Source organism: Allobosea sp., from assembly GCF_017308015.1.
Taxonomy (GTDB): Bacteria; Pseudomonadota; Alphaproteobacteria; order Rhizobiales; family Beijerinckiaceae; genus Allobosea.
In genome coordinates this window covers 1-26409 of the sequence record NZ_JAFKFW010000016.1, presented here as the reverse complement: position 1 = coordinate 26409, position 26409 = coordinate 1, and the positions used below count along the sequence as shown (strand labels likewise).

The following is a 26409-nucleotide window of genomic DNA, read 5'->3' as shown; positions in this document are numbered from 1 at the left end:
TCTTCGGTGTCGGTGACGCTGTCAGCGATAGGGGTCGGCCGCGTCGCGCAGACCGTCGCCGAGGAAGTTGAAGGCCAGGATGATCATGATCACGGGCACGACCGGATAGAGCAGCCAGGGATAGAGCGCCACCACATTGATGTTCTGGGCCTCGTTGAGCATCACGCCCCAGCTCGTGATCGGCGGTCTCAGGCCGAGGCCGAGGAAGGAAAGCGCGGTCTCGCCGAGGATGGTCTTGGGGATGGTGATCGTGGCCGACGCGATGAGATGGCTCATGAAGCCGGGCACGAGATGCAGCGCGATGATGCGGCGCGGTTTAGCGCCCATGAGCTGGGCGGCGACGACATAATCCTCCTCGCGCAGCGAGAGCAGTTTCGAGCGCACCGAGCGGGCGAGCCCGGTCCAGTCCATCAGGCCGAGGATCACGGTGATGCCGAAATAGACCAGGAGCGGGCTCCAGGTCGGCGGCAGGATCGAGGCCAGTGCCAGCCAGAGCGGAATATGCGGCAGCGACTGCACGATCTCGATGATGCGCTGCACGAAGAGGTCGACGCGGCCACCATAGTAGCCGGCGATGCCGCCGATGATGACGCCGAGCACGAAGGACACGGAGACGCCGAGCAGGCCGATGGAGAGCGAGATGCGCCCGCCATAGAGGATGCGCGAGAGCATGTCGCGGCCGAGCCGGTCCGAGCCGAGCAGGAAGAAGGTACCTCCCTCGGGCGGGCAGACGAGATGCGTATTACCGGAGATCAGGCCCCAGAACGTATAATCGTCGCCCTTGCAGAAGAAGCGCAGCTTCTCCGGGCGGGTCGCATCCACCTCGTATTCGCGCTTCAGGTTCTCCATGTTGAGACGCATCGTATACGGGTAGACGAAGGGGCCGATGAGGCTGCCTTCGTGAAAGAGATGGATGCTCTGGCTGGGCGCCCGGATGAAATCGGTATTGCGCGTCGTGTAATGATAGGGCGCGAGAAATTCGGCGAAGGCCGCCATCGCGTAGATCGCGACGATCACGAAGGCGGAAATGACCGCGAGCCTGTGCTTGCGGAACTTCCACCACATCAACTGCCATTGCGAGGCGAGATAGACCCGCTCCTGCTCCGGAGTCATCGTCTCGGTGGCATAGGGCTCGAAAGGAGCCGTCGAGACCTCGTGGGGCAGGGGCGCACCGTCCGGCGGCAGATGGTTGAGCGTCGTCGCCTTCACTTGGTCGCGGCTCCCTGAAGGCGGATGCGCGGATCCAGGATGGCGAGCGCAATGTCCGAGATCAGCACGCCGATCACGGTCAGGAAGGAGAGGAACATCAGGAAGGAGCCGGCGAGATACATGTCCTGGCTCTGCAGGGCACGGATCAGGAGCGGGCCGGTGGTCTGCAGCGAGAGCACGATGGCGACGACCTCGGCGCCCGAGACGATCGAGGGCAGGATATCGCCGATATCCGAGATGAAGAAGTTGAGAGACATGCGCAGCGGGTATTTGCGCAGGGCCTTGCCGGGCGGCAGGCCCTTGGCGCGAGCGGTGACGTAGTACTGCTTCTGCAATTCGTCGAGGAGGTTGGCGCGCAGCGCCCGGATCATGCCCGCGGTGCCGCCGGCGCCGATGATGATGACGGGAATCCAGAGGTGTTCGAGCACCGATTTGAGCTTGGCCCAGCTCATCGGTTGGTTGAGATAGGCGGGGTCGACGAGGCCGCCGATCGAGGTGCCGAACCAGATATTGGCGAAATACATGAAGACCAGCGCCAGCAGGAAATGCGGCACGGCAAGCCCGACGAGGCCGAGGAAGGTCAGGCCGTAATCGCCCCAACTGTATTGATGCGTGGCCGAATAGATGCCGATCGGAAAGGCGACGACCCAGGTGAAGATGATGGTGGCGAAGGAGACCATCATGGTCAGCAGCAAGCGATCGCCGACGATCTCCCGGACCGGGCGCTGATACTCGAAGGAATAGCCCATGTCGCCCTGAAGCAGGCCCGCGACCCAGTAGACGTAGCGCTCGACCGGCGGCTTGTCGAAGCCGTATTCCTTCTTGAGGAACTCGATGCGGCTCATGTCCGCCTTCTCACCCTGAGCCTGCATTTCGGCGGCGAGCGTCTCGAAATAATCGCCTTCGGGCAGGTTGATCACGGTGAAGATCAGCGCGCTGGTGACGATCAGCGTCGGGATCATGATCAGGATGCGCTTGAGGATGTAGCGGATCAGCACGCGTCAGGCTTTCGTCTCTTGCTGATCGGTCTTTTGCCGGTCGAACCAGAAGGTGTCGGGCATGTAGCGGCCGATGAAGGCGCCGGGCTCGAAGCTGTAGAGGCCCTTCTCGGGCAGGTTGCGCAGGTCGTTGGAGACGACGATCGGCTGCAGGGTGCTATTGATCACGCCGATGGTGAAGAGCTGCTCGGCATTGATCGCCAGCATCTTGTGCCAGACCGCGCGGCGCTGGTCCCGGGTCGAGCTGACGCGCCATTGCTCGTAGAGCCGCACGAGTTCGTTGACCTCCGCCAGAGCCGGCCGTTCGCCCTCGCGGCCGCTGCTCTCGATGAACTGGCCCCAGCGCGGCCACTGGAACTGGGCCGAAGAGGTCGGCGCCAGCGCGTCCGGCTCCATGTCGGAGGTGACGAGCGCGTTGTCCATGCCGGCCCAGGCCGACATCACGGTCTGGCCGGCAAGGATGCGGCGGCGGAAGACATCGCGCTGGGTCGAGCGCGGATAGATCTTCATGCCGACATCGAAGAAATCCTGCTTCAACAGGTCGAGGATGTCGGTCTCCTCGGTATTCTCGCCGGCGGTCTCGATGGTGAATTCCAGCCGGCGTCCGTCCGGGAGCAGGCGGATGCCATCGTCGTCCCGCTTCGTCAGGCCAATCTCGTCGAGCAGGCGGTTTGCCAGCGCCGGGTCGTGCTGGGTCCAGAGTTCGGCGAGCTTCGCGTCGTAGAGCGGGCTTTCGGGCAGGGCGGTGTTGCCGCTCTCGCGCGCCAGTCCGAAGAAGATGACCTTGTTGACGTCCTTGCGATTGATCGCGACCGAGATCGCCTGGCGGTAGCGAACGTCGCGGTTGAGGTCGCGCCAGACCGGGTCGATGGCATTCAGGTTGGGGAGCAGGGCGAAATAGGCGCCTTCCGCCCGCTTCCAGAGCCGGACGTCGAAATTCATCCGTTTCGAGGCTTCCTTCAGGAACGTGTAGTTGTCGAAGCGGAGATAGCGGGCCTGGAGATCGGCCTCGCCGGCCGCGGTCTTGGCGGGAACGAGAGCGCTTGTGCCGATCGTCAGCGTCACCTGGTCCGCATAGGGAAGCTGACGGCCGTTCCTGTCGATGCGGTGGAAATAGGGATTGCGCTCGAAGACGAACTGCTCGGCCGGCAGGGCTGTGGTGTTGCGCCAGGGTTCCAGCGTCGGCAGCTTCGGATTCTCCGGCCGGTACATGCGGGACAGGCGTTCATGCAACGCTCCCCAGTCGCGCACGCGGTGTTCCTTCACGCGCTGGGCGAGTTCATGTTTGGGCGCGTGGCGCTCGTGGAACTGCTTGAGATACCCGGAGGGCATGAAGATATAGGTCGGCTGCGCACCGGCCAGAGCCGGCAGGAAGATCGGGTTCGGCGTCCTCCAGCTATAGCGGACTTCGGTTTCGCTCAGGATTTCGAAGCGGGGCGGTTCGCCGGCCGAGAACAGCGCCTGGGGCGGCCCGCCCGGCGAAAGCCGCTTGTTGTTGGCGATATCCTCCCACCAGTAGCGGAAATCCTCGGTGGTGAAGGGCGATCCGTCAGACCAGCGATGGCCCTGGCGCAGCTTGAGCGTGAAGATGCGGCCGTCCTCGATGTCGCAGCTCTCGAGGATGTCCGGAACCAGCTCCAGATTGTCGTCATAGACCATCAGGCGGGTGTAGCCGTAGAGCGTCATCATGCGGATATCGCGCTGGTCGCCCATCAGCATGCGGATATTGCCGCCATGGCGGCCGGGCTCGCGGCCGAGCGCCGCCAGATCGATGATGCGCGGATTGGCCGGCAGGCGCGCGGCGACCGGGGGCATGGACCCTGCCGCGATCCTGTCGGCGAAGAACGGGCTGTCGATCGCCGGGCCGGCATAAGGCGCTGCGCGCGCACGGCGTGGCAGGCTCAGGCCTGCGAGCGCGGCGGAGCCTAGCAGCAGCGTGGTCCGGCGGGTCGGGGGGCGGCGCTGCGTCATGGCACCAGCTCCCTGATATCGGCGCTCGGCCGCGCCAAAACGAAATGGCCGTCGCCCAGCGGGAGGGGCGTCAATGCGGTCTCGTCCGGTCCGACCCTGAAGGCGGCGCCCCAATGACTGTCGTCGGAGGCGCCGCCAGGCGCAGCCAGCTTGAAGTCGAGCTTGCGGTCGAGATCGGCAAAGGGCACGGAACGCAGCAGCGCCCGCGTATAGGGATGGGCCGGGCGGGCGAAGAGAGCATGGCGCGGCGCCAGTTCGACGATCCGGCCATTCGCCATCACCGCGATGCGATCCGCCATGTAGTTCACCACGGCGAGATTGTGCGAGATGAACAGGAAGGTCAGGCCGCGCTCGGCCTGGAGATCCTTGAGCAGGTTGAGGATCTGCGCCTGCACGGAGACGTCGAGCGCCGAGACCGGCTCGTCGCAGATGATCAGTTCCGGATCGAGCGCCAGTGCGCGGGCGATGCCGATGCGCTGGCGCTGGCCGCCCGAGAAGGAATGCGGATAGCGGTTGAGGAAGCGGATATCGAGCCCGACATCCTGCATCAGACCGCGCACCCGCTCGTTCTGCTCGGCCGGGTCGCCGCGGCCGTGGATCACCAGCGGCTCGCGCAGGATGTTCATCACGGTCATGCGCGGAGAGAGCGACGAGACCGGATCCTGGAAGATCATCTGGACGCGCGGGCGGAACCGACGCAGGTCCTCTCCGTCGAGGCCGAGCACGTCGACCCGTTCGCGCCCGTCGTCGAAGATCACTTCGCCGGAATCGGGCGTGACGGCCCGCATCACGATCTTGCTGACGGTCGTCTTGCCGCAGCCGCTCTCGCCAACGAGGCCGAGGCATTCCCCGCGCCGGATGTCGAAGCCGACATTGTCGACAGCCTTGACGCTGGTCTGGGTGCCCTTGCCGAAGAAGCTGCGCGAGCCCGTGACATAGGTCTTGTGCAGGCCGCGGACACTGAGCAGTGGTGCCGCGTCCGCAGCGGGCGTCGGCGGAGGCGAGGCCACGACCGGGCGCGGGCGCGCCTCGCGCAACGCGACCAGCCGTTCGCCGTCCTGCATGTCGAAATGCGGGGAGGCGTCGAGCAGGGCCTTGAGATAGGGGTGACGCGGGCGGCGGAAGATGTCCTCGACCGGGCCGCGCTCCATGATCTCGCCGTGGAAGATCACGACGACCTCGTCGGCCATGTTGGCGACGACGCCGAGATCATGGGTGATGAGCAGGATCGCCATGCCCATCTCGGCCTGGAGATCGCGCATCAGATCGAGGACCTGGGCCTGGATGGTGACGTCGAGTGCCGTCGTCGGCTCGTCGGCGATCAGCAGGGCGGGCTGGCAGATCAGCGCCATGGCGAGCATGGCGCGCTGGCGCAGGCCGCCGGAGAGCTCGAAGGAGTAGAGGCCGAAGGCACGCTTCGGGTTCTTGAAGCCGACGCGCTTCAGCATCGCCTCGATCAGTTCGCGCGCCTCGGCCTTCGGCATCGGCCGGTGCAGGAGCAACGCCTCCTCGATCTGGTTGCCGATCGTATGGACCGGCGAGAGCGAGGACATCGGCTCCTGGAAGATCATGCCGATGCGCCCGCCGCGCAGCGCCCGGATGCCCTCGCCTTCGGCCGGCAGCGTCGCGATGTCGACGACGGTCTCGGGAGCCAAGGGATCGCGGAACAGGATCTCGCCGCCGGTGATGCTGCCGGCGCGGGGCAGGAGACCCATGATGGCCTGCGAGATCACCGTTTTGCCCGAGCCTGATTCGCCGACGAGCGCGACGGTCTTGCCGGCAGGGACGCGCAGGCTCGCGCCCTTCACGACGTCACGGGACAGGCCGTGGATCGTGAAGCCGATACGCAGGTCGCTGATCCGCAGGATGTCCATGCTCTCGTCGATAAGTCCCGGAAGCCTCATCGCCTCCACAGCTGTCCTCACGTCACTAGACGTCGAAAGCAACGGCTTGCCAATCGCTTTCGACGTCTGCGGCATTATCGCCCGGTGCGGGTGACACTCCTGCGACGCAGGGCCGTGCCGCAGCCGGTCGCCGCGACGCTTCCGGCAGGGCCACGGCGGCGATCACATATGTGCGATTATCGCATGGGGGCGGCACGGCGCGACGCGGAGCTGGACGGGCCCGTCGCGGCGCGCATTGCACTCGGCCGCAACCTCACCACATATGGTCGCTTCGGGCCCGCCGGACCCGGTCGAGGTCGCGCCGCGAGCGCTTCGGTACAGGGTTGCCCTTTGGAGACCAATCTCTTCCGTTACATCTGGCAGAAGAGCCGGGCCGAGCAGGTCGTCGTCCTGCTGATCATTCTGGTCTCGATCCCGTTCAACTGGGCCTCGTTCGACGTGCCCAAGCGCATCGTCAACGACGCGATTCAGGGCGGTGCCTTCAAGGACGGCCGGACTACCGCGACATTGATGGATTTCACCCTGCATCTGCCGTCATGGCTCGGTGGGGCGAGCTACAGGCTGTCGGAGGGCGTGGAGGTCGGCCAGTACGGCCTGCTGATCGGCCTGAGCGGCTATTTCCTGCTGCTGGTGCTGATCAACGGCGCCTTCAAATATGTCATCAACGTACGCAAGGGCATTCTGGGCGAGCGGATGCTGAGGCGCATGCGCTACGACCTGTTCAGCCAGCTCATGCGGTTCCGGCCCGAGGAGATCCGCTCGGTCAAGCCGGCCGAGATCGCCAGCATGATCAAGGACGAGGTCGAGCCGATCGGCGGCTTCGTCGGCGATGCCTTCATCCAGCCGGTCTTCCTGCTCAGCCAGGCGCTGACGGCACTCGTCTTCATCATGGCGCAGAGCTTCTGGCTGGGCTCGATCGCGCTTCTGATCGTGCTGGCGCAGGCAATCATCATCCCGATCCTGCGGCGCGAGCAACTCCGGCTCGGCCGCGAGCGCCAGATCGCCTCGCGCCAGCTCGCGGGCCGAATCGGCGAGATCGTCGATGCCGGCCCGATGATCCAGGGCCACGGCGCCACGGCCTATGTCCAGTCCGACATCGCAGGGCGTCTCGGGCGACTCTTCGATATCCGCTACGCGCTCTACAAACGGAAATTCGCAGTCAAGTTCCTGAACAACCTGCTCGCGCAGATCACGCCGTTCTTCTTCTACTCCATCGGCGGCTTCTTCGCATTGCAGGGGCGGCTCGATATCGGTCAGCTCGTTGCGGTGATCGCCGCCTATCGCGACCTGCCGCCGCCGATCAAGGAGCTGATCGACTGGGACCAGCAGCGCAACGACGTGACGATCAAATACGATCAGGTCATCTCCCAGTTCAACAGCGACGAGACCCTCGTCCTCGAAGAGGAGAACGGCGTCGCGACCCTGCCGGAGAAGGGCGAGATCCGGCTCGAATCCGTGCAGATGCTGGATAACCGCGGCCAGCCGCTGCTGACGCCGCTCTCGTTCACCCTGACGCGGCCGGGCGTCGCCGCGGTGATCGGCCCGCAGGGGGGTGGCAAGGACGTGCTCGGCCGGATTCTCGGCAGGCAGGCGACGAGCTATACGGGCCGCGTGCTGATCGACGGCGAGCCGCTCGCGGGCATGTCGGTCGAGCGGGCGAGCCATATCATCGGCTATTCCGGCGACGAGCCCGAGATCATCGCGGGCTCGATGCGCGACAACATCCTCCTGCCGCTCCGGCGCCGGCGCCCCGACCTGAAGGCTGAAGGCGGGATATCCGCGCCCGAGCACCGCCGTTTCGTCGAGGCGATCCGCTCCGGCAACTCGCCTTTCCCGTTCGAAGCCGACTGGACGGATTATGCCGGGGTCGGCGTGGCGGACGCGGCCGAGCTCGGAGCCCGGGTCCATGAACTGCTCGACCTCTTCGGCTGCACGCAGGAGGTCTACGAGCTCGGGCTCGGCGGCAAGGTGATGCGCCCCGTCAGCGAACAGGCGATCGAGCGCCTCATCACGGCGCGCCGGGTGGTCGCGGCCGAGCTCGTGCGGATCAAGCAGAGCGATCTGATCGAACCCTTCGTGCTCGACCGCTACAATCGCAATGCGCCGATCGTCGAGAACCTGATCTTCGGGACGCGAACCACGATGCGCTTCGACAGCGCGACCCTGCTGTTCGAACCCTACGCCCAGTCGATCCTGAAAGCCGAGGCACTGGTCGAGCCTTTGGCCGAGATGGGCGCGCGCATCGTCGCGACCGTCGTCGAAATCTTTGCCGGCCTGCCGCAGGGCCATGCGCTGTTCGAGCGCTATTCCTTCGGCGCGAATTTCGAGTTCGAGCGCCTGAACGAGCTGGCGGACCTGCTGGCCAAGCACGACATGCGCAATCCGCTCGACCAGGAGACGGAGCGCGATCTCGTGGCGCTAGCACTGGGCTATATCGAGCCCAAGCACAGGCTGAACCTCATCGATGCCCGCCTGGAGCGGCGCGTCCTGCGGGCGCGGGAGAGCTTCCGCAAGCATCTGCCGGCGGATGCGGCCGACGATGTCGACTTCTACGATCCCGACAAGGTGATGGTCGGTGCCAGCGTGCGCGACAACCTGATGTTCGGGCGCATCGGCTACGGCGTGCCCGATGCCGCGCGCAAGGTCGGGGAGATCGTGCTGCAGGCGCTGGCCCGCTCGGGGCTGGGCGAGGCGCTGTACCGGCTAGGCCTCGATACCGAGAGTGGTATTCGCGGGCGCTACCTGCCGGCCCGGCTGCGCCAGGCGATCCCGCTCGTGCAGGCGCTGGTCAAGGCGCCGCAGATCGCGGTGCTCGACATTTCCGCCCTGCTCGCGATTTCGGACGATTCCGAGGAGATCGTCGCCCGGCTGGAGGGCTATTGCGCGGACATGACGCTGTTTCTTCTGGTCGGAGATGCTAAACTTGCAGGAGAGGCCCCGCAACGGGTGGTGTTCCACGGAGCGACGGGGACGGTCGAAGCGCAGGGCGCGCCCGATGCGGTGAACAGGCGGGCGCCGCGCTTCGAGAACCCCGGGCGAATGGAGGCGCGATCATGAGTCTGGAAACCGATATCGGCTGTCTGCGTTGCATCCCGCTGTTTCAGGACATGCCGGCATCGCGGCTCAAGCTCGTCGCCCTGATGGGCGAGCGGCTGCAGTTCGAGCCGGGTGCCGTCCTGATCAGCCCCCAGGAGAAGCTCTCGGGCGTCTACGTCATCATGGAGGGCGAGGTCGAGATCCTGCAGCCGCGCGAGAACGGCGAGGAGCGGCGCTTCCTCAAGGACACCGGGACCATCACCGGTGATGTGGCCCTGCTGAGCGGCCAGCCCTTCATCGCCACCATCAGCGCCAAGTCGCGGGTTCTGGCACTGCGGATTCCCAAGGATCTGTTCTTCGAACTGCTCCAGACCGTTCCAGAGTTCAGCCTGGCGGTCTGCCGCGATCTGGCGGCCCGCGTTCACCGGCTCGCCTCCGTCCTGCTGCGCGAGCACGAAACCGTTTGACGAGGTCGATCAGCGCATGAACCGGCCGCAAGCTGCAGGCACGAGCCGCACCGGAATGTCGCGCGGCGGCATGGGGGCGAGCATGGACCAGGTCTCGTCCTGGAACCGGGATATCCGCTTCGTTTCCGGGCTGATCCTGCTTACCTTCGCGACGACCCATTTCCTGAATCACGCCGTCGGCATCTTCGGTCTCGAGGCCATGGAGAAGGTCCAGGACTGGCGCTACGGCTTCTGGCATTCCCGGCTCGGAACGGCCGTGCTCTACGGTGCGCTGATCGTCCATCCGGTCTTCGCGCTGCTGCGGGTGGTGCAACGCCGCACCTTCAAGATGCCGCTGCGCGAGATGCTGCAGATCGCGCTCGGCCTCACCATCCCGCTGCTGCTGGTCGACCACATCATCGGTACGCGGGTGATGGGCATCTATTTCGGTGCTGACGAGGGCTATCGTTCGGTCCTGCGCCGGCTCTGGCCGGGCGCCGCGCTGACGCAGTCGCTGCTGCTGCTGCTGGTCTGGACGCATGGCATCCTCGGCATCCATTTCATGCTGCGCGCCCGCGACAGCTATCGCCATTGGCGCGATCCCTTCCTGCTGATGGCGATCCTGATCCCGCTTCTCGCCATCATCGGTTTCTCCGTCGGCGCGCGCGAGGCCAAGCAGATGGCGCTGCCGGCCGAACTGGTCAGCGATGCGCAGGCGGCGATGTTCGTCCGCGATGTCATGTGGGGGAAGGGCGCCTTCTACGGCCTTGTCGCCTCCTTCCTGCTGTTCATCGGCATTCGCGAGATCCGGGTGCGGACGACACGCCAGATCACGGTGCGCTTCGTCGGCCACGGCACGCGCAGGCTGGCGCCGGGGCCGACGGTGCTCGAGATGTTCCGGCGCTTCGGTATTCCCCATGCCGCGCTCTGCGGTGGACGGGCGCGCTGCGCGACCTGCCGCGTGCTGGTGATGGACGGCAACGACAAGCTGCCGAGGCCGGGCCCGAACGAGGCCAAGCTGCTGCGGCGGATATCGGCTCCCGAAGGCGTCCGACTCGCCTGCCAGATCCGGCCGCGCGAGGATCTGCAGGTACAGATTCTGCTGGCCTCGCGGCTGAATGCCGGCGCGACGCGCGCGTTCGAGCTGAACGACGCCGCTGGCAAGCGCGGTCTGACCGTCGTCGTGGCCGATCTCCGGGCGTTCTCCGCTCTCTCCGAGCGGCAATTGCCGCGCGAGCTGATCGGCCTGCTCAATCGTTTCTTCGACGAGATGGGGCAGGCGATCACCGCGCATGAAGGGCGGATCGACGCCTTCTATGGCGACGGTTTCATGGCGGTATTCGGTCTCGAGGGTCCGCCGGCCCGAGGGGCGCAAGCCGCGATCACCGCTGCGGGGGACATCGTGCGCGCGGTCGATGCGCTCAATCGCGAGTACGGCGCGGCGCTGCCTCTGCCGCTCCGGATCGGCATCGGCATCCATACCGGCGATGCGATCACCGGTGCGGTCGAGAACGACAATCTCGGCCGGCGCGAGATCACGGTCGGCCAGACCGTGATGGTCGCAAGCCAGCTCGAGTCGGCGACGCGGCGCGTGCTTGCCGATATCGTCGTCTCCGAGGACACGATCCGGGCGAGCGGACGCAGCTATGCCGGCACGACGACGCTGAAGATCGCCATCAAGGGACGGGAGAAGCCGTTGACGGCCTATGGCTTCGCCAGCGCGCCGGAAATCGCCCGCCGCAAGCGGGAGGACGTGGCGATGCCCGCGCCCGTGGTCGCGGGGGGCGAGGTGACCACGCCGGCAGAGGTGGTGCAGGAGCAGGGCGAGGCGAACGAAAAGGGCTGACCCTTGTGCAGGCGGCTGGTTTTTTCCGGGCGCGCATGTCTATGGTCCGCCGGCTTTTCCGGATGACGACCAACCCATGATGCCCGAACCGCCCCAAGAGGCCTTTCACGACCTGCTGCGCGGCATGGCGGCGCTCTCGGGCAACCGCATCGTCGCCGATGTCGCGCGGCTTTACGGCAAGGGCGCGCCAGCCGATCTCTCGATCGCCTGCAACCACAAGCAGATCGCCTCGAAGCAATGGCTGGTCGAGGCGTTGGCGCAGGCCTGTCCGAAGCCTGCGGGGCCGGTCTGGGTGCTGGGCGCCTGGTATGGCGTGCTCGGCGCGCTGCTGCTCGACGATGAAAGGCTCGCGATCTCCGAAATCGTCAGCCTCGATATCGACCCCTCCTGCGCAGCGGTCGCGGAGATCCTGAACCATCGCCATGTCGCGGCGGGGCGGTTCCGGGCGGTGACGGCCGACATGATGGCGATGGATTTCGCAGCGCAGTCGACCCTGCCGGGGCTCATCGTCAATACGAGCTGCGAGCATCTCGACGATGTGCCTGGCTGGCTGGCGACCTTGCCGAAGGGCCTGCCGCTGGTGCTGCAGTCCAACGACTATTTCCGCGAGCCGGACCACCGGAGCTGTGTGCCCTCGCTCGACGCCTTCCGCGAGCAGGTGGGACTGGCGGATATCTGGTTCTCAGGCGCGCGGCCGACGAAGAACTATACGCGCTTCATGCTGATCGGGCGGCGATGACGGCGGGGGAGGCGCCGCGCATCGCGGTGGCGATGAAAGGGTATCCGCGGCTGTCGGAGACTTTCATCGCGCAGGAATTGCTGGGTTTACAGCAGCGCGGGCTGCCCTTCGAAATCTGGTCGCTGCGCCATCCGACAGATGCGGCGAAGCATCTGATGCACCATCAGATCACGGCGCCGGTGCGCTACCTGCCGGAATATCTGCATGACGAGCCGGCTCGCGTGGTGCGCGGGATGCTTGCCGCGCTGCTGCGGCCGGGCCTGCTGCGCTTGCTGCCAGTCTTCCTGCGCGATCTCGCCCGCGACCGGACACGCAACCGCTGGCGCCGCTTCGGGCAAGCCTGCGTGATGGCGCATGAATTGCCCGATGATATCGGGCACCTGCATGTGCACTATCTGCATACCCCGGCTTCGGTGATCCGCTATGCCGCCCTGCTCGGCGGCCTGACATGGTCGTTCTCGGCCCATGCCAAGGACATCTGGACAACCGAAGACTGGGAAAAGCGCGAGAAGATCGCCTCTGCCGCCTGGGGCGTCACCTGCACGCGCGACGGGCATCGCGAGCTGGAGCGGCTTTCCGACCGGCCGGACAAGGTCGGGCTGCTCTATCACGGGCTCGATCTTGCGCGCTTTCCGGCGCCGGGACCGCGATCGGCGCGCGATGGCACGGATCCGGCCGACCCCGCGCGCTTCGTCACCATCGGAAGAGCGGTGGCGAAGAAGGGTTTCGACGATCTGCTGGAGGCATTGGCCCGGCTGCCGGCAGCGCTGCACTGGCGGCTGACGCATATCGGCGGGGGGGAGAAGCTCAAGGCCCTGCAGGCGCAGGCGCGGACGCTGGGGCTCGACGACCGGATCGTCTGGGCCGGGCCGAAGGCGCAGGACGAGGTCATCGCCGCCTTGCGCACTGCCGACGTCTTCGTGCTTCCCTCGAAAGAGGCGGGCGACGGCGACCGCGATGGCCTGCCCAATGTGGTGATGGAGGCGGCAAGTCAGGGCCTGCCGATCGTCGCGACCGATTTCGCGGGGATTCCGGAATTCGTGCGCGACGGCGCAGAGGGGCTGCTGGTCCCGCCGGGAGATGTCCCGGCCCTGGCGGCCGCGCTGGGTGAACTCGCCGGGGCGCCCGGGAAACGAGCGGCGTTGGGCGAGGCGGCTTATGCGCGCCTGACGGACGCCTTCTCGGCGCAGGCCGGTCTCGATCGGATCGCCGGGATGCTGAAGCGCTCGGCGGGTGAGGGGGCATGAGCGCTTCCGTTCTGATCGCCGTGACGCATCTGCTCGGCAGCGGCCATCTCGTCCGTGCGGCGAATCTGGCGCGGGCACTAGTGCAAGGCGGTTTCTCCGCGACGCTGGCCAGCGGCGGCATGCCGTTGCGCGTGATGGATGGCGAGCCCTTCGCTTTCGTGCAATTGCCGCCGATCAGGACCGAAGGCACCGACTTCCGGACGCTCCTCGACGAGGCCGGCGAGCCGATCGATCCGGAGCGGAAGACTGCCCGCATCGCCATGCTCGCAGAGCTGGCGACGCGATTGCGGCCCGATGTGGTTATCGTCGAGCACTTCCCCTTCGGGCGACGGCAACTCGCCGGGGAGTTCCTCGCACTGATCGCGGCAGTGAAGGCGGCGCGGCCCGAGGCGCTGGTTCTGTCCTCTGTGCGCGACGTTCTGGTGACGCCGCGGCCCGACCGGATCGCCGAAGCCGAGGAGCGGATCGCCGGGGTGTTCGACGCGGTCCTGGTCCATGGCGACGCCGGTTTCCTGCCGCTCGACCGGTCATGGCCAGTGGGCGAGGGGCTCGCGGCGAAATTGCGCTATACCGGCTATCTCGCCGATGATCGGCCGGTCGGCACCGCACAGGACAATGGCGAGGTCATCGTCTCCGGTGGCGGCTCGGCCGCGGCCCTGCCGCTTTTCGCCTGCGCGGTCGCGGCGGCGCGGCTCGACCGTTCCGGGCGACGCTGGCGGCTTCTCGCCGGGCGCGGCATGGCGGATACCGATCTGGCGCTGCTGGCGGCCGACGCTCCCGACAAGGTCGTGATCGAGCGGGCGCGGCCGGACTTTCCGGCGCTGCTCGCCGGCTGCGCGGTCTCGATCAGCCAGGCCGGCTACAACACCGTGCTCGATCTCGTCGCAGCCGGGCGACCGGCGATCGTCGTGCCCTTCGATGCCGGCAACGAGACCGAACAGACCGTCCGGGCCGAGGCGATGGAGCGGGCGGGGCTGGCGCGCTGTTTCCGGCTGTCGGGTGATTTCGTGGGGGATGCCGTGGCGCTGGCGGATGCTGTCGGGGAAGCCGTCGGCTCTCGGCCGCCGGTCCTGCCGCTCGACCGCGAGGGCGCGGCCCGCTCGGCTGCGATCGTGACCGAGCTTCTTGCCGAGGCGGCCGGGCGCGCGCGCCTCTGAGCCGGCATGCCCTTTGCGAGGGCCGGGGTGCAGCTTTGCGAATTGCCGCTTCCGGTCTTTCGCTCTAATGAGGGACGATCCGCCTCCCTCCTCGGTCGGCTCTGGGTTAACCGGCGAATTCCGGTCATGGCCCTTTGCCTGGAGACAAGATGATGACGACGACGACTGCGCCCGGCCTGCCCGACATGAAGCTGTCCGTGCGCCAGACTTTCGGGATCGATTCGGATCTCGAAGTGCCGGCCTTCTCCGCAGCCGATCCGCATGTGCCGGACCTCGACCCGGATTACCGCTTCGACCGCGACACCACGATCGCGATCCTCGCCGGCTTCGCGCATAACCCCCGCGTCATGATCTCGGGCTATCACGGCACCGGCAAGTCGACCCATATCGAGCAGGTCGCCGCCCGCCTCAACTGGCCCTGCGTCCGCGTCAACCTCGACAGCCACGTCTCGCGCCTCGACCTCGTCGGCAAGGACGCGATCGTGCTGAAGGAAGGCAAGCAGATCACCGAGTTCCAGGACGGCATCCTGCCCTGGGCGCTGCAGAACAACATCGCGCTCGTCTTCGACGAATACGATGCCGGTCGCCCGGACGTGATGTTCGTGATCCAGCGCGTGCTGGAGCAGTCGGGCAAGTTGACGCTGCTCGACCAGAAGCGCGTCATCCGCCCGCATGCGGCCTTCCGCCTGTTCGCCACCGCCAACACGGTCGGCCTCGGTGATACGTCCGGCCTTTATCACGGCACCCAGCAGATCAACCAGGGCCAGATGGACCGCTGGTCGATCGTCACCACGCTGAACTATCTGCCGCACGACAACGAAGTCGCGATCGTTCTGGCCAAGTCGAAGCACTATCAGAACACGCCGGACGGCAAGGACGTCATCAACAAGATGGTCCGCGTCGCCGATCTCACCCGCAACGCCTTCATGAACGGCGATCTCTCGACCGTGATGAGCCCGCGCACGGTCATCACCTGGGCCGAGAACGCGGCGATCTTCGGCGATATCGGCTTCGCCTTCCGCGTCACCTTCCTGAACAAGTGCGACGAGATGGAGCGCACGCTGGTGGCCGAGTTCTTCCAGCGCTCCTTCGGCAAGGAACTGCCGGAGAGCGCCGCGAACGTGGTGCTCAGCTAACAGGAGGACAGGAGCTATGGCGCAGTATCAGGGAAGCTGTCACTGCGGGCGGGTCGCCTTCGAGGTCGAGGCCGATCTTGGACGGACGATTGCCTGCAACTGTTCGTACTGCCAGCGCCGCGGCTCCATCCTCACGTTCTCACCCGCCAGTGCCTTCACCCTGACCAAGGGTGAAGACGCGCTGACCGAGTACCGCTTCCATACGCAGAAGATCCAGCATCTGTTCTGCGAGACCTGCGGCATCGAGTCCTTCGCCAGGGCGAATGGACCCGATGGCACGCCGATGGTCGCGGTCAACGTGCGCTGCCTTGCCGGTGTCGAGCCAACCGAATTGTCGCCGACGCAATATGACGGGCGGTCGCGCTAATCCTTCGAAGCCAGAGGACGGCCCAGTCTTGTCCATCTCGAACCGCAAGCCCGGAACGCCGAAGGAGGCTCCGGCCGAGCCGCTGAAGCGGGCGATCTCCGGCGCGATGAAGGCGATCGCGCGCAAGCCGGAGATGGAAATCGTCTTCGCCGCCGACAAGCCCTCGCTCGTCGGTGAGCGGGCGCGCCTGCCCGAGCCGCCGCGCAAGCTCAGCCCCGGCGATGTCGCGATCCTGCGCGGCCATGCCGATTCGATGGCGCTCAGGCTTGCCTGCCATGATGCCGCGATCCACCGCCGCGCCGCGCCCGAGGGCGATGCGGCCCGTGCCGTGTTCGACGCCGTCGAGCAGGCCCGCGTCGAATCGATCGGCTCGCGGCGGATGTCCGGCATGGCCGGCAACATCACCGCGATGCTGGAGGACCGCTACCACCGCGGCGGGCGTTATGAGGAGGTCACCGACCGGGCCGATGCGCCGCTGGAGGATGCGCTGGCATTGATGGTACGCGAGCGCCTGACCGGTCTGAAGCCGCCCAAGGCGGCCGAAAAGGTCGTCGAGCTCTGGCGCGAGCAGATCGAGGCCAAGGCCGGCGCCGATCTCGACCGGCTCACCAGGACGATCGAGGACCAGCGCGGCTTCGCCCGCACGGTGCGCGACATGCTGGCCGCACTCGACATGGCCGAGCAGACGGCGCAGGGCGACGAGTCCGACGAGGACGAGGACAATCAGGACCAGTCCTCCGAGGATCAGCAGCAGCAGGACGGCGAATCCGAGCAGGAGAGCGGTGCCGACCGCTCCGAGGTCGAGGTCAGCGAGGACGCGACCGAGGAGCTGCAGGAGGGCGCCTCCGAGGCGACCGATGCGCCGGCCGGCGACTGGGACGAGGAGGACGAGAGTTCCGAATCCGAAGAGGCCGGCGAGGCGCCGCGCCCGCGCGAGAGCCGCGGCAACGAGCGGCCGCAGACCGACTACAAGGCCTATACCCAGAAGTTCGACGAAGTCGTCACCGCCGAGGAGCTGTGCGACGCCGAGGAACTGACGCGCTTGCGCGCCTATCTCGACAAGCAGCTCGCCCATCTCCAGGGCGTGGTCGCGCGGCTCGCCAACCGGCTGCAGCGGCGCCTGATGGCGCAGCAGAACCGCACCTGGGAATTCGACCTGGAGGAGGGCGCTCTCGATCCCGCCCGCCTGCCGCGCATCATCCTCGATCCGTTCCAGCCGCTCTCGTTCCGGCAGGAATCGGACACGAATTTCCGTGACACGGTGGTCACCTTGCTGATCGACAATTCCGGTTCGATGCGCGGCCGGCCGATCACGGTCGCGGCGACCTGCGCCGACATCCTGGCCCGGACGCTGGAGCGCTGCGGCGTCAAGGTCGAGCTGCTCGGCTTCACGACGCGCGCCTGGAAGGGCGGGCTGTCGCGCGAAGCCTGGCTGCAATCGGGCAAGCCGGCCAATCCCGGCCGCCTCAACGATCTCCGTCACATCATCTACAAGGCGGCGGACGCGCCCTGGCGGCGCGCGCGCAAGAATCTCGGGCTGATGATGCGCGAGGGGCTGCTCAAGGAGAATATCGACGGCGAGGCGCTGGACTGGGCGCATAAGCGCCTGCTCGGCCGGGCGGAGCAGCGCAAGATCCTGATGGTGATCTCGGACGGCGCGCCGGTCGACGATTCCACCCTCTCGGTCAATGCCGGCAATTATCTCGAGCGGCACCTGCGCCATGTCATCGCCGAGATCGAGACACGCTCGCCGGTCGAGCTCATCGCCATCGGTATCGGCCATGACGTGACGCGCTACTACCGCCGCGCCGTGACCATCGTCGATGCCGAGGAGCTGGGCGGCGTGATGACAGAGAAGCTCGCCGAGCTGTTCGAAGAGGACGGGCCCGCCGGCTCCGGCTCCAAGCGCCGGGGGCATTGATGCGCCTTGCGCGCCGCGCTGTCCTGACAGGGCTCGGCGCGTTCGCGCTGCCGGGCGCCGCGCAGGCGATCGAGCAGACGCGGTTTCCCGTCGGGATCTCGGCGCGGCCGATCGCGGCTTTCGAGCCGCGCCGGCCGGAGCAGCGCCGTTTTGGCGCGCTACAGTTCCGCAGCGGGCTCGTGCTCTCGTCCGGCCATCCCCGATTCGGTGGGTTCTCCGGCTTGGCGCGCCTGAATGGCGGACGTGATCTCGTCGCGGTGACGGATCGCGGCTACTGGCTGACGGCGAAGGTCGCTTATCGCGACGATAAGCTCTCCGCTCTCGAAGACGGCGAGATGGCGGCGATTCTCGGCGGTTCCGGCCGGCCGCTGGCGCGCTCCGGCCTCTACGACACCGAAAGCCTCTGCATCCATGAGGGGGTGGCTTTCATCGGGATCGAGCGTAAGCACGAGATTGTCCGCTTCGACTGGGCCCGCGACGGCGTCGAGGCGCGTGCGCGACCGGTGCCCGTGCCGCCGGAGATCAAGCGCCTGCCGCGCAATCGCGGGCTGGAGGCGCTCGGCGTCATGCCAGTGGGGCCATTGAAAGGCGCGCTGATCGCGATCGCAGAGCGCTCGGGCAAGGAGGACGAGTCGACGCTCGGTGCCATCCTCGGTGGCCCGCAGCCCGGCCTGTTCAAGCTCGCCCGGCATGACGGCTACGACATCACCGATCTCGCCTTTCTACCCGGCGGCGACATGCTTGTGCTGGAACGCTGGTATCAGCCGCTGCGCGGCGTCGGCATGCGGATGAGGCGTATCGCCGGGCGCGACATCCGGCCGGGAGCGCTGGTGGACGGCCAGCGCCTGATCGAGGCCGACCTCGGCTTTGAAATCGACAACATGGAGGGGCTGTCGGTCCATCTGGAGGAGGACAAGACGATCCTTACCCTGATCTCCGACGACAATTTCTCGTTCCTCCAGCGCACGCTGCTGCTGGAATTCGAGCTGCTTCCATAGGCGGCATCATGGTCGGGCTTGCCCCGAGCATCTCACGACCAGCAGGCGCCGGACCTTCCCTTGTCGGGATATTCTCGGGTCTGCGCTTTGCTTCGCCCGAGAATGACGGCTGGTATGGCCCCAAACGAAAAAAGCGGCCTTGCGGCCGCTTCCTTCAAACCCGAGAGGGCGAACCGCTCAGTTGGCGGCGAGCTTCTTCTCGAGGTCGCGCTTCAGCGAAGCAGCGCCGCTCGAGAGGTCGCCGGCCGGAGCCTTGAGCAGGAAGGCATCGAGGCCGCCGCGATGTTCGACCGAACGCAGGGCGTTGGCCGAAACGCGCAGGCGCACCGAACGGCCGAGCGCGTCCGACTGCAGCGTGACGTTCACGAGGTTCGGGCGGAAGACGGTCTTCGTCTTGCGGTTCGAGTGGCTGACGAGGTGGCCGGTCTGGGTGGCTTTCCCGGTCAGTTCGCAACGGCGGGCCATGATATCGTTCCTTACGTTCCCGGGGGCGCTCAAACAAAAAAAACCGACACGTGACGTGCCGGCGAGCACCGGAAGTCAAATTGAAGTCGCGGTTCCATAGCCAAGGCTGCGGCTTGCGTCAAGGAAAACTCGGTTCGCCGTTCACATGGCCTTCAGCGTTAACGGGGTGTAAAGATCGGGGTCCGATGCTTCAACCGGCCGTCGCTTCGCCGTGGGGCGGAGCCGGTCACGATTCGGGCCGATTCAGAGTGCATTCAGCGCAGAATCGCGCCGTTCCGGAGGCAATGGATGAAATCCGCCGTCGCATCGTCCCTCGCAGGCTTCGTCCTCGCCGCCGGTCTGGGCGCGGGGGCCAGTGCGGCCTCGCTCGACGCGCGCTACGATGTCTCGCTCCTGGGAATCACCCTGGGTACGGCGAGCCTGAGCGGTGGAATCGACAATTCGGGCTACAAGCTCGACATGACCGCGAAGCTCACGGGAATCGCCGGGAGCGTTACCGGCGGGCGCGGCTCGGGCGCGGCGACGGGGGGGCTCGTCGGCGGCAGGCTGGCGCCGAAGACTTTTGCCGTCAGCTCCGCCAATTCCAGCGAGAGCCGGACCGTACGCATGGCGCTGGCCGAGGGCAGTGTCGCGGGCATCGATATCGAGCCGCCGATCGACGAGAAGCCCGATCGCGTACCGCTCAACGACAGCCACAAGCGCAATATCGTCGATCCGCTCAGCGCCTTCCTGATGCCGGTCAACGGCAAGGGCAGGGACAGCGCCTGCAACCGCACGCTGCCGATCTTCGACGGCGCAGCGCGCTATGACATCAAGCTCACGAGTGCCGGCACGCGCAACGTCAAGCTCGAGGGCTACAGCGGCCCGGTCTCGATCTGCCAGGCGCGCTTCGTGCCGATCGCCGGCCACCGGGCGCTTCGGCCCAGCACCAAGTTCATGGCGGAGAATCGGGACATCACGACCTGGCTCGCGCCGATCGCCGGCACCGATGTCATGGTGCCGGTGCGCATCTCCGTGAAGACGATGATCGGCACGGCGGTCATCGAGGCCGCGAGCTTCAAGGTCGATCCCGGCGTGACCGCCAGCGCGCGGAACTGAGCCTCAAGGCGGTCAGGCTCGGGCTTGACCGCGGCATCCTGGAAGCCGGCGTCTCTTTGCCATCTGCTTTTCGGTCATAAGCTTCCCGGGTCGAAGCCGCGCCTCGCCCGGGAATGACGCCCCGCGTGGGCCGTGAATGTGGTGCGCGCGCTCACGCCGCCTTCGCGGTGCTGAGGAAGGTCTTCATCCGCTCCAGCGCCTTCTCGATGTTCTCCAGCGAGTTGGCATAGGAGAGGCGGATATAGCCCTCGCCATGAACGCCGAAATCGGGGCCGCCGATTGTGGCGACGCCGGTTTCCTCCAGCAGGGCGGAGGCCAGCTTCTTCGCTTTCCAGCCGGTCTGCGAGACATTCGGGAAAGCGTAGAACGCGCCCCTGGGCTCGATGCAGGAGACGCCGGGAAGGCCGTTCAGGCCCTTGACCACAGCCTTCCGGCGCCGGTCGAATTCCGCCAGCATCATATGGACCGCGTCCTGCGAGCCGGTCAGCGCGGCGAGCCCTGCCCATTGCGCAGGGGCATTGACGCAGGAATGCGAGTTCACCGCGAGCTTGCGGGCGTTGTCGAGCAAGGGCTTCGGCCAGACCGAGTAGCCGAGCCGCCAGCCGGTCATCGCATAGGTCTTGGACCAGCCGTTGAGCAGGATCAGCCGGTCGCGGATCTCGGGGTAGCTGAGAAGGCAGACATGCTTCTCGCCGTCATAGACCATCTGGTCGTAGATCTCGTCCGACATCACCGCGACATCGGGGAAATTCGCGAGACCGGCGACGAGCTTGTCGATCTCGGCCTTGGGCGTGACGCCGCCGGTCGGGTTCGCCGGCGAGTTGATGATGAGGAGCCGGGTCTTCGGCGTGATCAGCGCCAGCGTCTCCTCGGCCGAGAAGGCGAAGCCGTTCTCCTCGCGGATCGGCACCGGGATCGGCGTCGCGCCGGTATACTCGATCATCGAGCGATAGATCGGGAAACCGGGGTCCGGATAGAGGATCTCGGCGCCGGGTTCGCCGAACATCAGGATCGCCATGAACATCGTGACCTTGCCGCCGGGCACGATCATCACGCTCTCGGGCGAGACATCGACCGCGAAGCGCTTGTGCAGGTCGGCGGCGACCGCCTCGCGCAAGGGCAGGATGCCGTTGGCCGGGGTGTAGCCGTGATGGCCATCGCGCAAAGCCTTCACCGCCGCCTCGACGATATGGTCGGGCGTCGAGAAATCCGGCTGACCGATGCCGAGATTGATGATGTCCTTGCCCTGGCGCTGCAATTCGGTGGCGCGCGCCAGCACGGCGAAGGCGTTCTCCTCGCCGATGCGGGAGAAGGAGGGGACGACGTGAAGGGTCATGGCGCGTTTCCTCGGGCTTCGTTGGCGTGGCGGCCGGCTCGCCTGTCTTGGCGTCAAAGCGGCGCGGCTGGCAAGCGCGGGCGGCGCATCGCAGGATTGTTGCATGCTGCATACAGCATGATTAAATAGTATGACTATCAGTCAGAATGGGCCTTGCCGAGCCGTAGGCGATGGGCATGATGGCTAGTCTCAAATCGTTTGAATGTGAGATCGGCAAGCGGCCGCCAGCGCCGTACCGAGCGAGAGGAAACGCGGATGGCCAAGGCACCCGGCAAGACCCCCGGCAAGAAGCCGGTTCGGCGCATCAAGCCCGAGCAACTGCGCTCGAAAGCGTGGTTCGACAATCCCGATAACGCCGACATGACGGCGCTCTATATCGAGCGCACCATGAATTACGGCCTGTCGCGGGAAGAGCTGCAATCGGGCCGGCCGATCATCGGCATCGCCCAGACGGGCTCCGATATCGCGCCATGCAACCGCCATCATATCGAGCTGGCCGCGCGCGTTCGCGACGGTATCCGCGAGATGGGCGGCGTGCCCTTCGAGTTCCCGATCCATCCGATCCAGGAAACCTGCAAGCGGCCGACCGCGGCGCTCGACCGCAACCTGCAATATCTCTCGCTGGTCGAGATCCTCTACGGCTATCCGTTGGACGGCGTCGTTCTGACGACGGGCTGCGACAAGACCACGCCGGCCCAGATCATGGCTGCGGCGACGGTCGACATTCCGGCAATCGCGCTGCCGGGCGGGCCGATGCTGAACGGCTCCTTCCGCGGCGAGCGCACGGGCTCCGGCACGATCGTCTGGAAGGCCCGCCAGATGATGGCCGCCGGCGAGATCGATTATAAGGGCTTCGTCGATCTCGTCGCTTCGTCGGCCCCTTCGGCCGGCCATTGCAACACGATGGGCACCGCCTCGACGATGAACTCGCTGGCCGAGGCGATGGGCATGACGCTGCCCGGCGCGGCCGCGATCCCCGCGCCCTATCGCGACCGCTACGAGATGGCCTATCTCACCGGCAAGCGTATCGTCGAGATGGTCTGGGAGAACCTGATCCCCTCGAAGATCCTGACGCGCGAGGCGTTCGAGAACACCATCGTCATCAACTCGGCGATCGGCGGCTCGACCAATGCACCGGTCCATGTCAACGCCATCGCCAAGCATATCGGCGTCAAGCTCGACAACGAGGACTGGACCAAGATCGGCTACGACATCCCGCTGCTGGTGAACCTGCAGCCGGCCGGCGAATATCTCGGCGAGGACTATTACCGCGCCGGCGGCCTGCCCGCCGTGATCGCGGAGCTGATCGAGAAGGGCAAGCTCAAGCCCGCGATCACCGCCAACGGCCGGACGCTGGAAGAGAACTGCAAGGGCGCCTTCTCGATCGCCCGCGAGGTGATCAAGAGCTACGATCAGCCGATGAAGGCGCAGTCGGGTTTCCTCAACCTCTCCGGCAACCTGTTCGATTCCGCGATCATGAAGACCAGCGTGATCACGCCGGAATTCCGCAAGCGCTATCTGGAGAACCCCAAGGACCCGATGGCCTTCGAAGGCCGCGCCATCGTCTTCGACGGTCCGGAGGATTACCACCACCGCATCGACGATCCCGCGCTCGCCATCGACGAGCACTGCATCCTGTTCATCCGCGGCGTCGGCCCGATCGGGTATCCGGGCGCGGCCGAGGTCGTGAACATGCGGCCGCCGGATTACCTGATCAAGAAGGGCGTCACGGCGCTCGCCTGCGTCGGCGACGGGCGCCAGTCCGGCACCTCGGGCTCGCCCTCCATCCTCAACGCCTCGCCGGAAGCGGCGACGGGCGGCGGGCTTGCGCTGCTGAAGACCGGCGACAAGGTCCGCATCGACCTCAAGAAGCGCACGGCCAACATCCTGATCTCGGATGCGGAACTGGCCGAGCGCAAGGCGGCGTTCAAGGCGGCGGGCGGCTACAAGTACCCGAAGAGCCAGACGCCCTGGCAGGAGATCCAGCGCAAGATCGTCGACGAGCTCTCCGAGGGCATGGTCCTCAAGCCGGCGGTCAAGTACCAGAAGATCCACAAGAAGTTCGGCATTCCGCGCGACAACCACTGAGCGGGTTGCCGCGTTTGAGAAGGGTTTTGCCCCGTGCGTGCGCGCTGCGGCATGTGAATGCCGCGGCGCAGACCACGGACCGCCACCCGGCAAGGGTGCCCTTGCTTCTTACGATCCCGTACGCGCAGCGGCACTTCGCGTCGCGGCGCGTACGGGATGACACGTCCATTGGCGCTCTTCCGTCCGTGCTCCCCGCCCGCGCTGCGCCTTACGCCATTCCGCCCGCGCATCGGCGTTCGCTGCGCGACGCGCGGCCTCCGGGGCTGACAAATGACCTCGCCCTCGACACTATGGCAGTCATTCGTTCCGCTTCCATTTGAAACGATTTAAACATGGCGCAGAGCCCTCAGGTCGAAGCCTTCCGCAAGCTGCACGAGGCCGGCTGCTTCGTGATGCCCAACCCCTGGGATTCCGGTTCGGCCCGCTGGCTGCGCGGGCAGGGCTTCAAGGCGCTGGCGACGACCAGTGCGGGCTATGCCTTCACGCAGGGGCGTGCCGACCAGGACGTGCCGCGCGACATGATGCTGGCCCATATCGCCGAGATCGTGAAGACAGTGCCTGATCTGCCGGTCAATGCCGATTTCGAGAACGGCTATGCCGATACGCCCGATGGCGTCGCCGCCAACGTCAAGCTCTGCGTCGCGACCGGCGTCGCGGGCTTGTCGATCGAGGATGCTACCGGGCGCCAGGACGAGCCGCTCTACCCCTTCGAGCTCGCGGTCGAGCGGGTCAAGGCGGCGCGCAGGGCGATCGACGAGACCGGCTCGGGCGTCGTGCTGACGGCGCGGGCCGAGTGCTTTCTGACGGGCCATCCCGAGGCGCTGAAGGAATCGGTGCGGCGGATCGAGGCCTATGCCGCGGCCGGCGCCGACGTGCTCTATGCGCCCGGTCCGAAGACCCCTGCCGATATCGGAGCCGTCGTCAAGGCGGCTGGCGGCAAGCCGGTGAACACGCTGATCTATGGCGATTTCGGTTTGTCGGTTGCGGACATCGCGGCGACCGGGACGCGGCGCATCTCGATCGGCGGAGCGCTGGCGCGGGCAGCCTGGTCCGCTTTCATCGAGGCGACGCGCCTGATCGCGGAAGAGGGCAGCTTCAGAGGCTTCGCCGGCAACGGCGCTTCGGCCCCGCTGAACCCGTTCTTCACCAAAGATCTGGCGGAGCGCTCATGACTGGTACGCTCCTGCTCGCGCCGGAATGGCTCGGCCTCAGCGGTCTCTGGCAGATCGACGCCAAGGGCAAGCGCAAGGCCGTGGATGCCGAGGATGTCGGCCTGTCCGAAGAGCTCGCGGACCGTCTCGAAGCCTGGATGGACGCTTTCGACGCGATCTATGACGAGGACGAGCCGGCGGCTTCCGATTTCGGTGATGCCGTCGAGCGGTTGGCCTGGGAGGCCGAAGGGGCGGCGTTGACCCATGCCATCGCCAGGGAACTCGGTGCGGACTGGGAGATCCGGCACGATCTCACCGGCTGGAAGGGGAAGGCAGCATCATGACGACGCTCGACTGGAAGGCGCCGCCTTTCCCGCCGGCCAAGGTCCTGGAAGGCCAGTATTGCCGGCTGGAGCCGCTCGATGTCGCCAGGCATATCGACGACATCTGGGCCTGTGACGTCGGGCGTGGCGATGTCTGGGACTGGCTGCCGGCCGCGCCGCCGAAGGACAAGGAAGCCTATCGCGCGCTGCTCGATTCGATGGTGGCGAAAGCCGGCATCGTGCCGCTCGCCGTGATCGACAAGGCCGACGGCAAGGCGAAGGGCCATCTCTGGATCATGGAGATCCGGCCCGAGCACGGCGTGTTCGAGGTCGGCTGGATCACCTATTCGCCGGCGATGCAGCGGACACGGGCGGCGACCGAGGCGATCTATCTCGTCGGCGATTACGGCTTCTCGCTCGGCTATCGCCGCTACGAGTGGAAGTGCAACAACCGGAATGAGCCCTCCAAGCGCGCCGCTCTGCGCTTCGGCTTCCAGTATGAGGGCCTCTTCCGCCAGCACATGGTGGTCAAGGGCGCCAATCGCGACACCGCCTGGTTCTCGATCCTCGACGGCGAGTGGCCGGTGCGGGCCCAGGCTTTCCGCCGCTGGCTGGCGCCGGCCAATTTCGACGCGCAGGGGCAGCAGAAGCTCTCGCTCGGTGCCTTCAACCAGACCGGGGGCCATGTCGGCGCGGTCACCCTGCGCCGGGCGGGGCTGGCCGATGTCCCGGCGATCCTTGCGCTCAAGAACGCCGCCTATACGCCGAACGAGAGCATCATCGGCGTGCCGTCTCTCCCGCGGATCGCCGATTACACGCAGGTCGTCGCCGAGCACGAGGTCTGGCTCGCGGAAGGCGAGGGTGGTGACCTGGAAGCCGCGCTGGTGCTCGATATCGAACCCGAGGATTTCACCGTCTGGAGCGTGGCCGTCGCGCCCGAGGCCGGCGGGCGCAGGCTCGGGGCCGCGCTGAT

Annotated in this window: 21 protein-coding genes; 15 read left to right on the top strand and 6 right to left on the bottom strand. The window is 66.5% G+C overall.

Annotation, left to right across the window (positions count from 1 at the left end; all coding sequences use genetic code 11):
- Nucleotides 1–21: 21 nt before the first annotated feature.
- From J0I42_RS14375 to J0I42_RS14360, 4 genes are read right to left on the bottom strand one after another with little or no spacing between them, the layout of a single operon-like run.
- Nucleotides 22–1209, bottom strand: coding sequence for an ABC transporter permease (locus tag J0I42_RS14375; protein WP_291655699.1), 1188 nt, complete (start codon nt 1207–1209; stop codon nt 22–24).
- Nucleotides 1206–2204 carry an ABC transporter permease gene (locus J0I42_RS14370; protein ID WP_291655819.1) on the bottom strand — a complete coding sequence of 333 codons (999 nt, stop codon included), beginning with the start codon at nt 2202–2204 and terminating at the stop codon, nt 1206–1208. Before J0I42_RS14370 ends, J0I42_RS14375 begins: the two co-directional genes overlap by 4 nt.
- Nucleotides 2205–2210: 6 nt before the next feature.
- Entirely contained in the window at nt 2211–4178 is a 1968-nt protein-coding gene (locus J0I42_RS14365) for an ABC transporter substrate-binding protein (RefSeq protein ID WP_291655698.1), read from the bottom strand.
- Complete coding sequence (locus tag J0I42_RS14360) at nt 4175–6082, bottom strand: ABC transporter ATP-binding protein (protein WP_465247682.1); 1908 nt, start codon at nt 6080–6082, stop codon at nt 4175–4177. The genes J0I42_RS14365 and J0I42_RS14360 overlap by 4 nt, the downstream gene beginning before the upstream one ends.
- 330 nt (nt 6083–6412) lie before the next feature.
- Here J0I42_RS14360 and J0I42_RS14355 point away from each other — a divergent pair, with 330 nt between their 5' ends.
- The 10 genes from J0I42_RS14355 to J0I42_RS14310 all read left to right on the top strand — a co-directional run bounded on the left by J0I42_RS14355 (nt 6413) and on the right by J0I42_RS14310 (nt 18975).
- The gene (locus tag J0I42_RS14355) at nt 6413–9139 is read left to right on the top strand and encodes an ABC transporter transmembrane domain-containing protein (RefSeq protein ID WP_291655697.1); all 2727 of its coding nucleotides are present in this window, start codon (nt 6413–6415) and stop codon (nt 9137–9139) included.
- Entirely contained in the window at nt 9136–9585 is a 450-nt protein-coding gene (locus tag J0I42_RS14350; protein ID WP_291655695.1) for a cyclic nucleotide-binding domain-containing protein, read from the top strand. The genes J0I42_RS14355 and J0I42_RS14350 overlap by 4 nt, the downstream gene beginning before the upstream one ends.
- Nucleotides 9586–9601: 16 nt before the next feature.
- A complete protein-coding gene (locus J0I42_RS14345) occupies nt 9602–11410 on the top strand; it encodes an adenylate/guanylate cyclase domain-containing protein (protein ID WP_291655694.1) in 1809 nt (602 codons plus the stop codon).
- A gap of 76 nt (nt 11411–11486) precedes the next feature.
- Complete coding sequence (locus J0I42_RS14340; protein ID WP_291655692.1) at nt 11487–12149, top strand: class I SAM-dependent methyltransferase; 663 nt, start codon at nt 11487–11489, stop codon at nt 12147–12149.
- Complete coding sequence (locus J0I42_RS14335) at nt 12146–13396, top strand: glycosyltransferase (RefSeq protein WP_291655691.1); 1251 nt, start codon at nt 12146–12148, stop codon at nt 13394–13396. Before J0I42_RS14340 ends, J0I42_RS14335 begins: the two co-directional genes overlap by 4 nt.
- Nucleotides 13393–14553: a glycosyltransferase family protein gene (locus J0I42_RS14330; RefSeq protein ID WP_291655689.1), complete on the top strand. Its 1161-nt coding sequence runs from the start codon at nt 13393–13395 to the stop codon at nt 14551–14553. The genes J0I42_RS14335 and J0I42_RS14330 overlap by 4 nt, the downstream gene beginning before the upstream one ends.
- A 152-nt stretch (nt 14554–14705) precedes the next feature.
- On the top strand, nt 14706–15689 hold the full coding sequence (gene cobS, locus J0I42_RS14325) for a cobaltochelatase subunit CobS (protein ID WP_291655688.1): 984 nt from the start codon (nt 14706–14708) through the stop codon (nt 15687–15689).
- 16 nt (nt 15690–15705) lie between these two features.
- Nucleotides 15706–16056, top strand: a complete 351-nt coding sequence (locus J0I42_RS14320; RefSeq protein ID WP_291655687.1) for a GFA family protein — start codon at nt 15706–15708, stop codon at nt 16054–16056.
- Nucleotides 16057–16084: 28 nt separating this feature from the next.
- Entirely contained in the window at nt 16085–17977 is a 1893-nt protein-coding gene (gene cobT / locus J0I42_RS14315) for a cobaltochelatase subunit CobT (protein ID WP_291655686.1), read from the top strand.
- A complete protein-coding gene (locus tag J0I42_RS14310) occupies nt 17977–18975 on the top strand; it encodes an esterase-like activity of phytase family protein (protein WP_291655685.1) in 999 nt (332 codons plus the stop codon). The genes cobT and J0I42_RS14310 overlap by 1 nt, the downstream gene beginning before the upstream one ends.
- A gap of 177 nt (nt 18976–19152) precedes the next feature.
- Here the strand turns inward: J0I42_RS14310 and rpmB are convergent, their stop codons facing one another.
- The gene (gene rpmB / locus J0I42_RS14305) at nt 19153–19440 is read right to left on the bottom strand and encodes a 50S ribosomal protein L28 (RefSeq protein ID WP_291655684.1); all 288 of its coding nucleotides are present in this window, start codon (nt 19438–19440) and stop codon (nt 19153–19155) included.
- A gap of 288 nt (nt 19441–19728) precedes the next feature.
- On the opposite strand from rpmB, the gene J0I42_RS14300 reads away from it, so the two are divergent.
- Complete coding sequence (locus tag J0I42_RS14300; RefSeq protein WP_291655683.1) at nt 19729–20538, top strand: DUF3108 domain-containing protein; 810 nt, start codon at nt 19729–19731, stop codon at nt 20536–20538.
- Nucleotides 20539–20689: 151 nt separating this feature from the next.
- Here J0I42_RS14300 and J0I42_RS14295 read toward each other — a convergent pair whose 3' ends face one another.
- A complete protein-coding gene (locus tag J0I42_RS14295) occupies nt 20690–21874 on the bottom strand; it encodes a pyridoxal phosphate-dependent aminotransferase (RefSeq protein WP_291655682.1) in 1185 nt (394 codons plus the stop codon).
- Nucleotides 21875–22129: 255 nt separating this feature from the next.
- Between J0I42_RS14295 and J0I42_RS14290 the strand changes: the two genes are divergently transcribed.
- From J0I42_RS14290 to J0I42_RS14275, 4 genes are all read left to right on the top strand, one after another.
- The gene (locus tag J0I42_RS14290) at nt 22130–23962 is read left to right on the top strand and encodes an IlvD/Edd family dehydratase (RefSeq protein ID WP_291655681.1); all 1833 of its coding nucleotides are present in this window, start codon (nt 22130–22132) and stop codon (nt 23960–23962) included.
- Nucleotides 23963–24294: 332 nt separating this feature from the next.
- Nucleotides 24295–25134, top strand: coding sequence for an isocitrate lyase/PEP mutase family protein (locus J0I42_RS14285; RefSeq protein WP_291655680.1), 840 nt, complete (start codon nt 24295–24297; stop codon nt 25132–25134).
- Nucleotides 25131–25457: a hypothetical protein gene (locus J0I42_RS14280; protein ID WP_291655679.1), complete on the top strand. Its 327-nt coding sequence runs from the start codon at nt 25131–25133 to the stop codon at nt 25455–25457. The genes J0I42_RS14285 and J0I42_RS14280 overlap by 4 nt, the downstream gene beginning before the upstream one ends.
- The coding region (locus J0I42_RS14275; RefSeq protein WP_291655678.1) for a GNAT family N-acetyltransferase at nt 25454–26409 on the top strand (956 nt) is incomplete at its 3' end. The genes J0I42_RS14280 and J0I42_RS14275, both read left to right, overlap by 4 nt.

Excerpts from the sequence above, each read along its gene's own strand:
- J0I42_RS14340 (WP_291655692.1), top strand. The coding sequence starts at position 11,487 with ATGATGCCCGAACCGCCCCAAGAGGCCTTTCACGACCTGCTGCGCGGC.
- J0I42_RS14295 (WP_291655682.1), bottom strand. The coding sequence starts at position 21,874 with ATGACCCTTCACGTCGTCCCCTCCTTCTCCCGCATCGGCGAGGAGAAC.
- J0I42_RS14285 (WP_291655680.1), top strand. The coding sequence starts at position 24,295 with ATGGCGCAGAGCCCTCAGGTCGAAGCCTTCCGCAAGCTGCACGAGGCC.
- J0I42_RS14365 (WP_291655698.1), bottom strand. The coding sequence starts at position 4,178 with ATGACGCAGCGCCGCCCCCCGACCCGCCGGACCACGCTGCTGCTAGGC.
- J0I42_RS14350 (WP_291655695.1), top strand. The coding sequence starts at position 9,136 with ATGAGTCTGGAAACCGATATCGGCTGTCTGCGTTGCATCCCGCTGTTT.
- J0I42_RS14300 (WP_291655683.1), top strand. The coding sequence starts at position 19,729 with ATGAAATCCGCCGTCGCATCGTCCCTCGCAGGCTTCGTCCTCGCCGCC.
- J0I42_RS14345 (WP_291655694.1), top strand. The coding sequence starts at position 9,602 with ATGAACCGGCCGCAAGCTGCAGGCACGAGCCGCACCGGAATGTCGCGC.
- J0I42_RS14290 (WP_291655681.1), top strand. The coding sequence starts at position 22,130 with ATGGCCAAGGCACCCGGCAAGACCCCCGGCAAGAAGCCGGTTCGGCGC.
- cobS (WP_291655688.1), top strand. The coding sequence starts at position 14,706 with ATGACGACGACGACTGCGCCCGGCCTGCCCGACATGAAGCTGTCCGTG.
- J0I42_RS14330 (WP_291655689.1), top strand. The coding sequence starts at position 13,393 with ATGAGCGCTTCCGTTCTGATCGCCGTGACGCATCTGCTCGGCAGCGGC.
- J0I42_RS14280 (WP_291655679.1), top strand. The coding sequence starts at position 25,131 with ATGACTGGTACGCTCCTGCTCGCGCCGGAATGGCTCGGCCTCAGCGGT.
- J0I42_RS14320 (WP_291655687.1), top strand. The coding sequence starts at position 15,706 with ATGGCGCAGTATCAGGGAAGCTGTCACTGCGGGCGGGTCGCCTTCGAG.
- J0I42_RS14310 (WP_291655685.1), top strand. The coding sequence starts at position 17,977 with ATGCGCCTTGCGCGCCGCGCTGTCCTGACAGGGCTCGGCGCGTTCGCG.
- rpmB (WP_291655684.1), bottom strand. The coding sequence starts at position 19,440 with ATGGCCCGCCGTTGCGAACTGACCGGGAAAGCCACCCAGACCGGCCAC.
- J0I42_RS14360 (WP_465247682.1), bottom strand. The coding sequence starts at position 6,082 with ATGAGGCTTCCGGGACTTATCGACGAGAGCATGGACATCCTGCGGATC.
- J0I42_RS14335 (WP_291655691.1), top strand. The coding sequence starts at position 12,146 with ATGACGGCGGGGGAGGCGCCGCGCATCGCGGTGGCGATGAAAGGGTAT.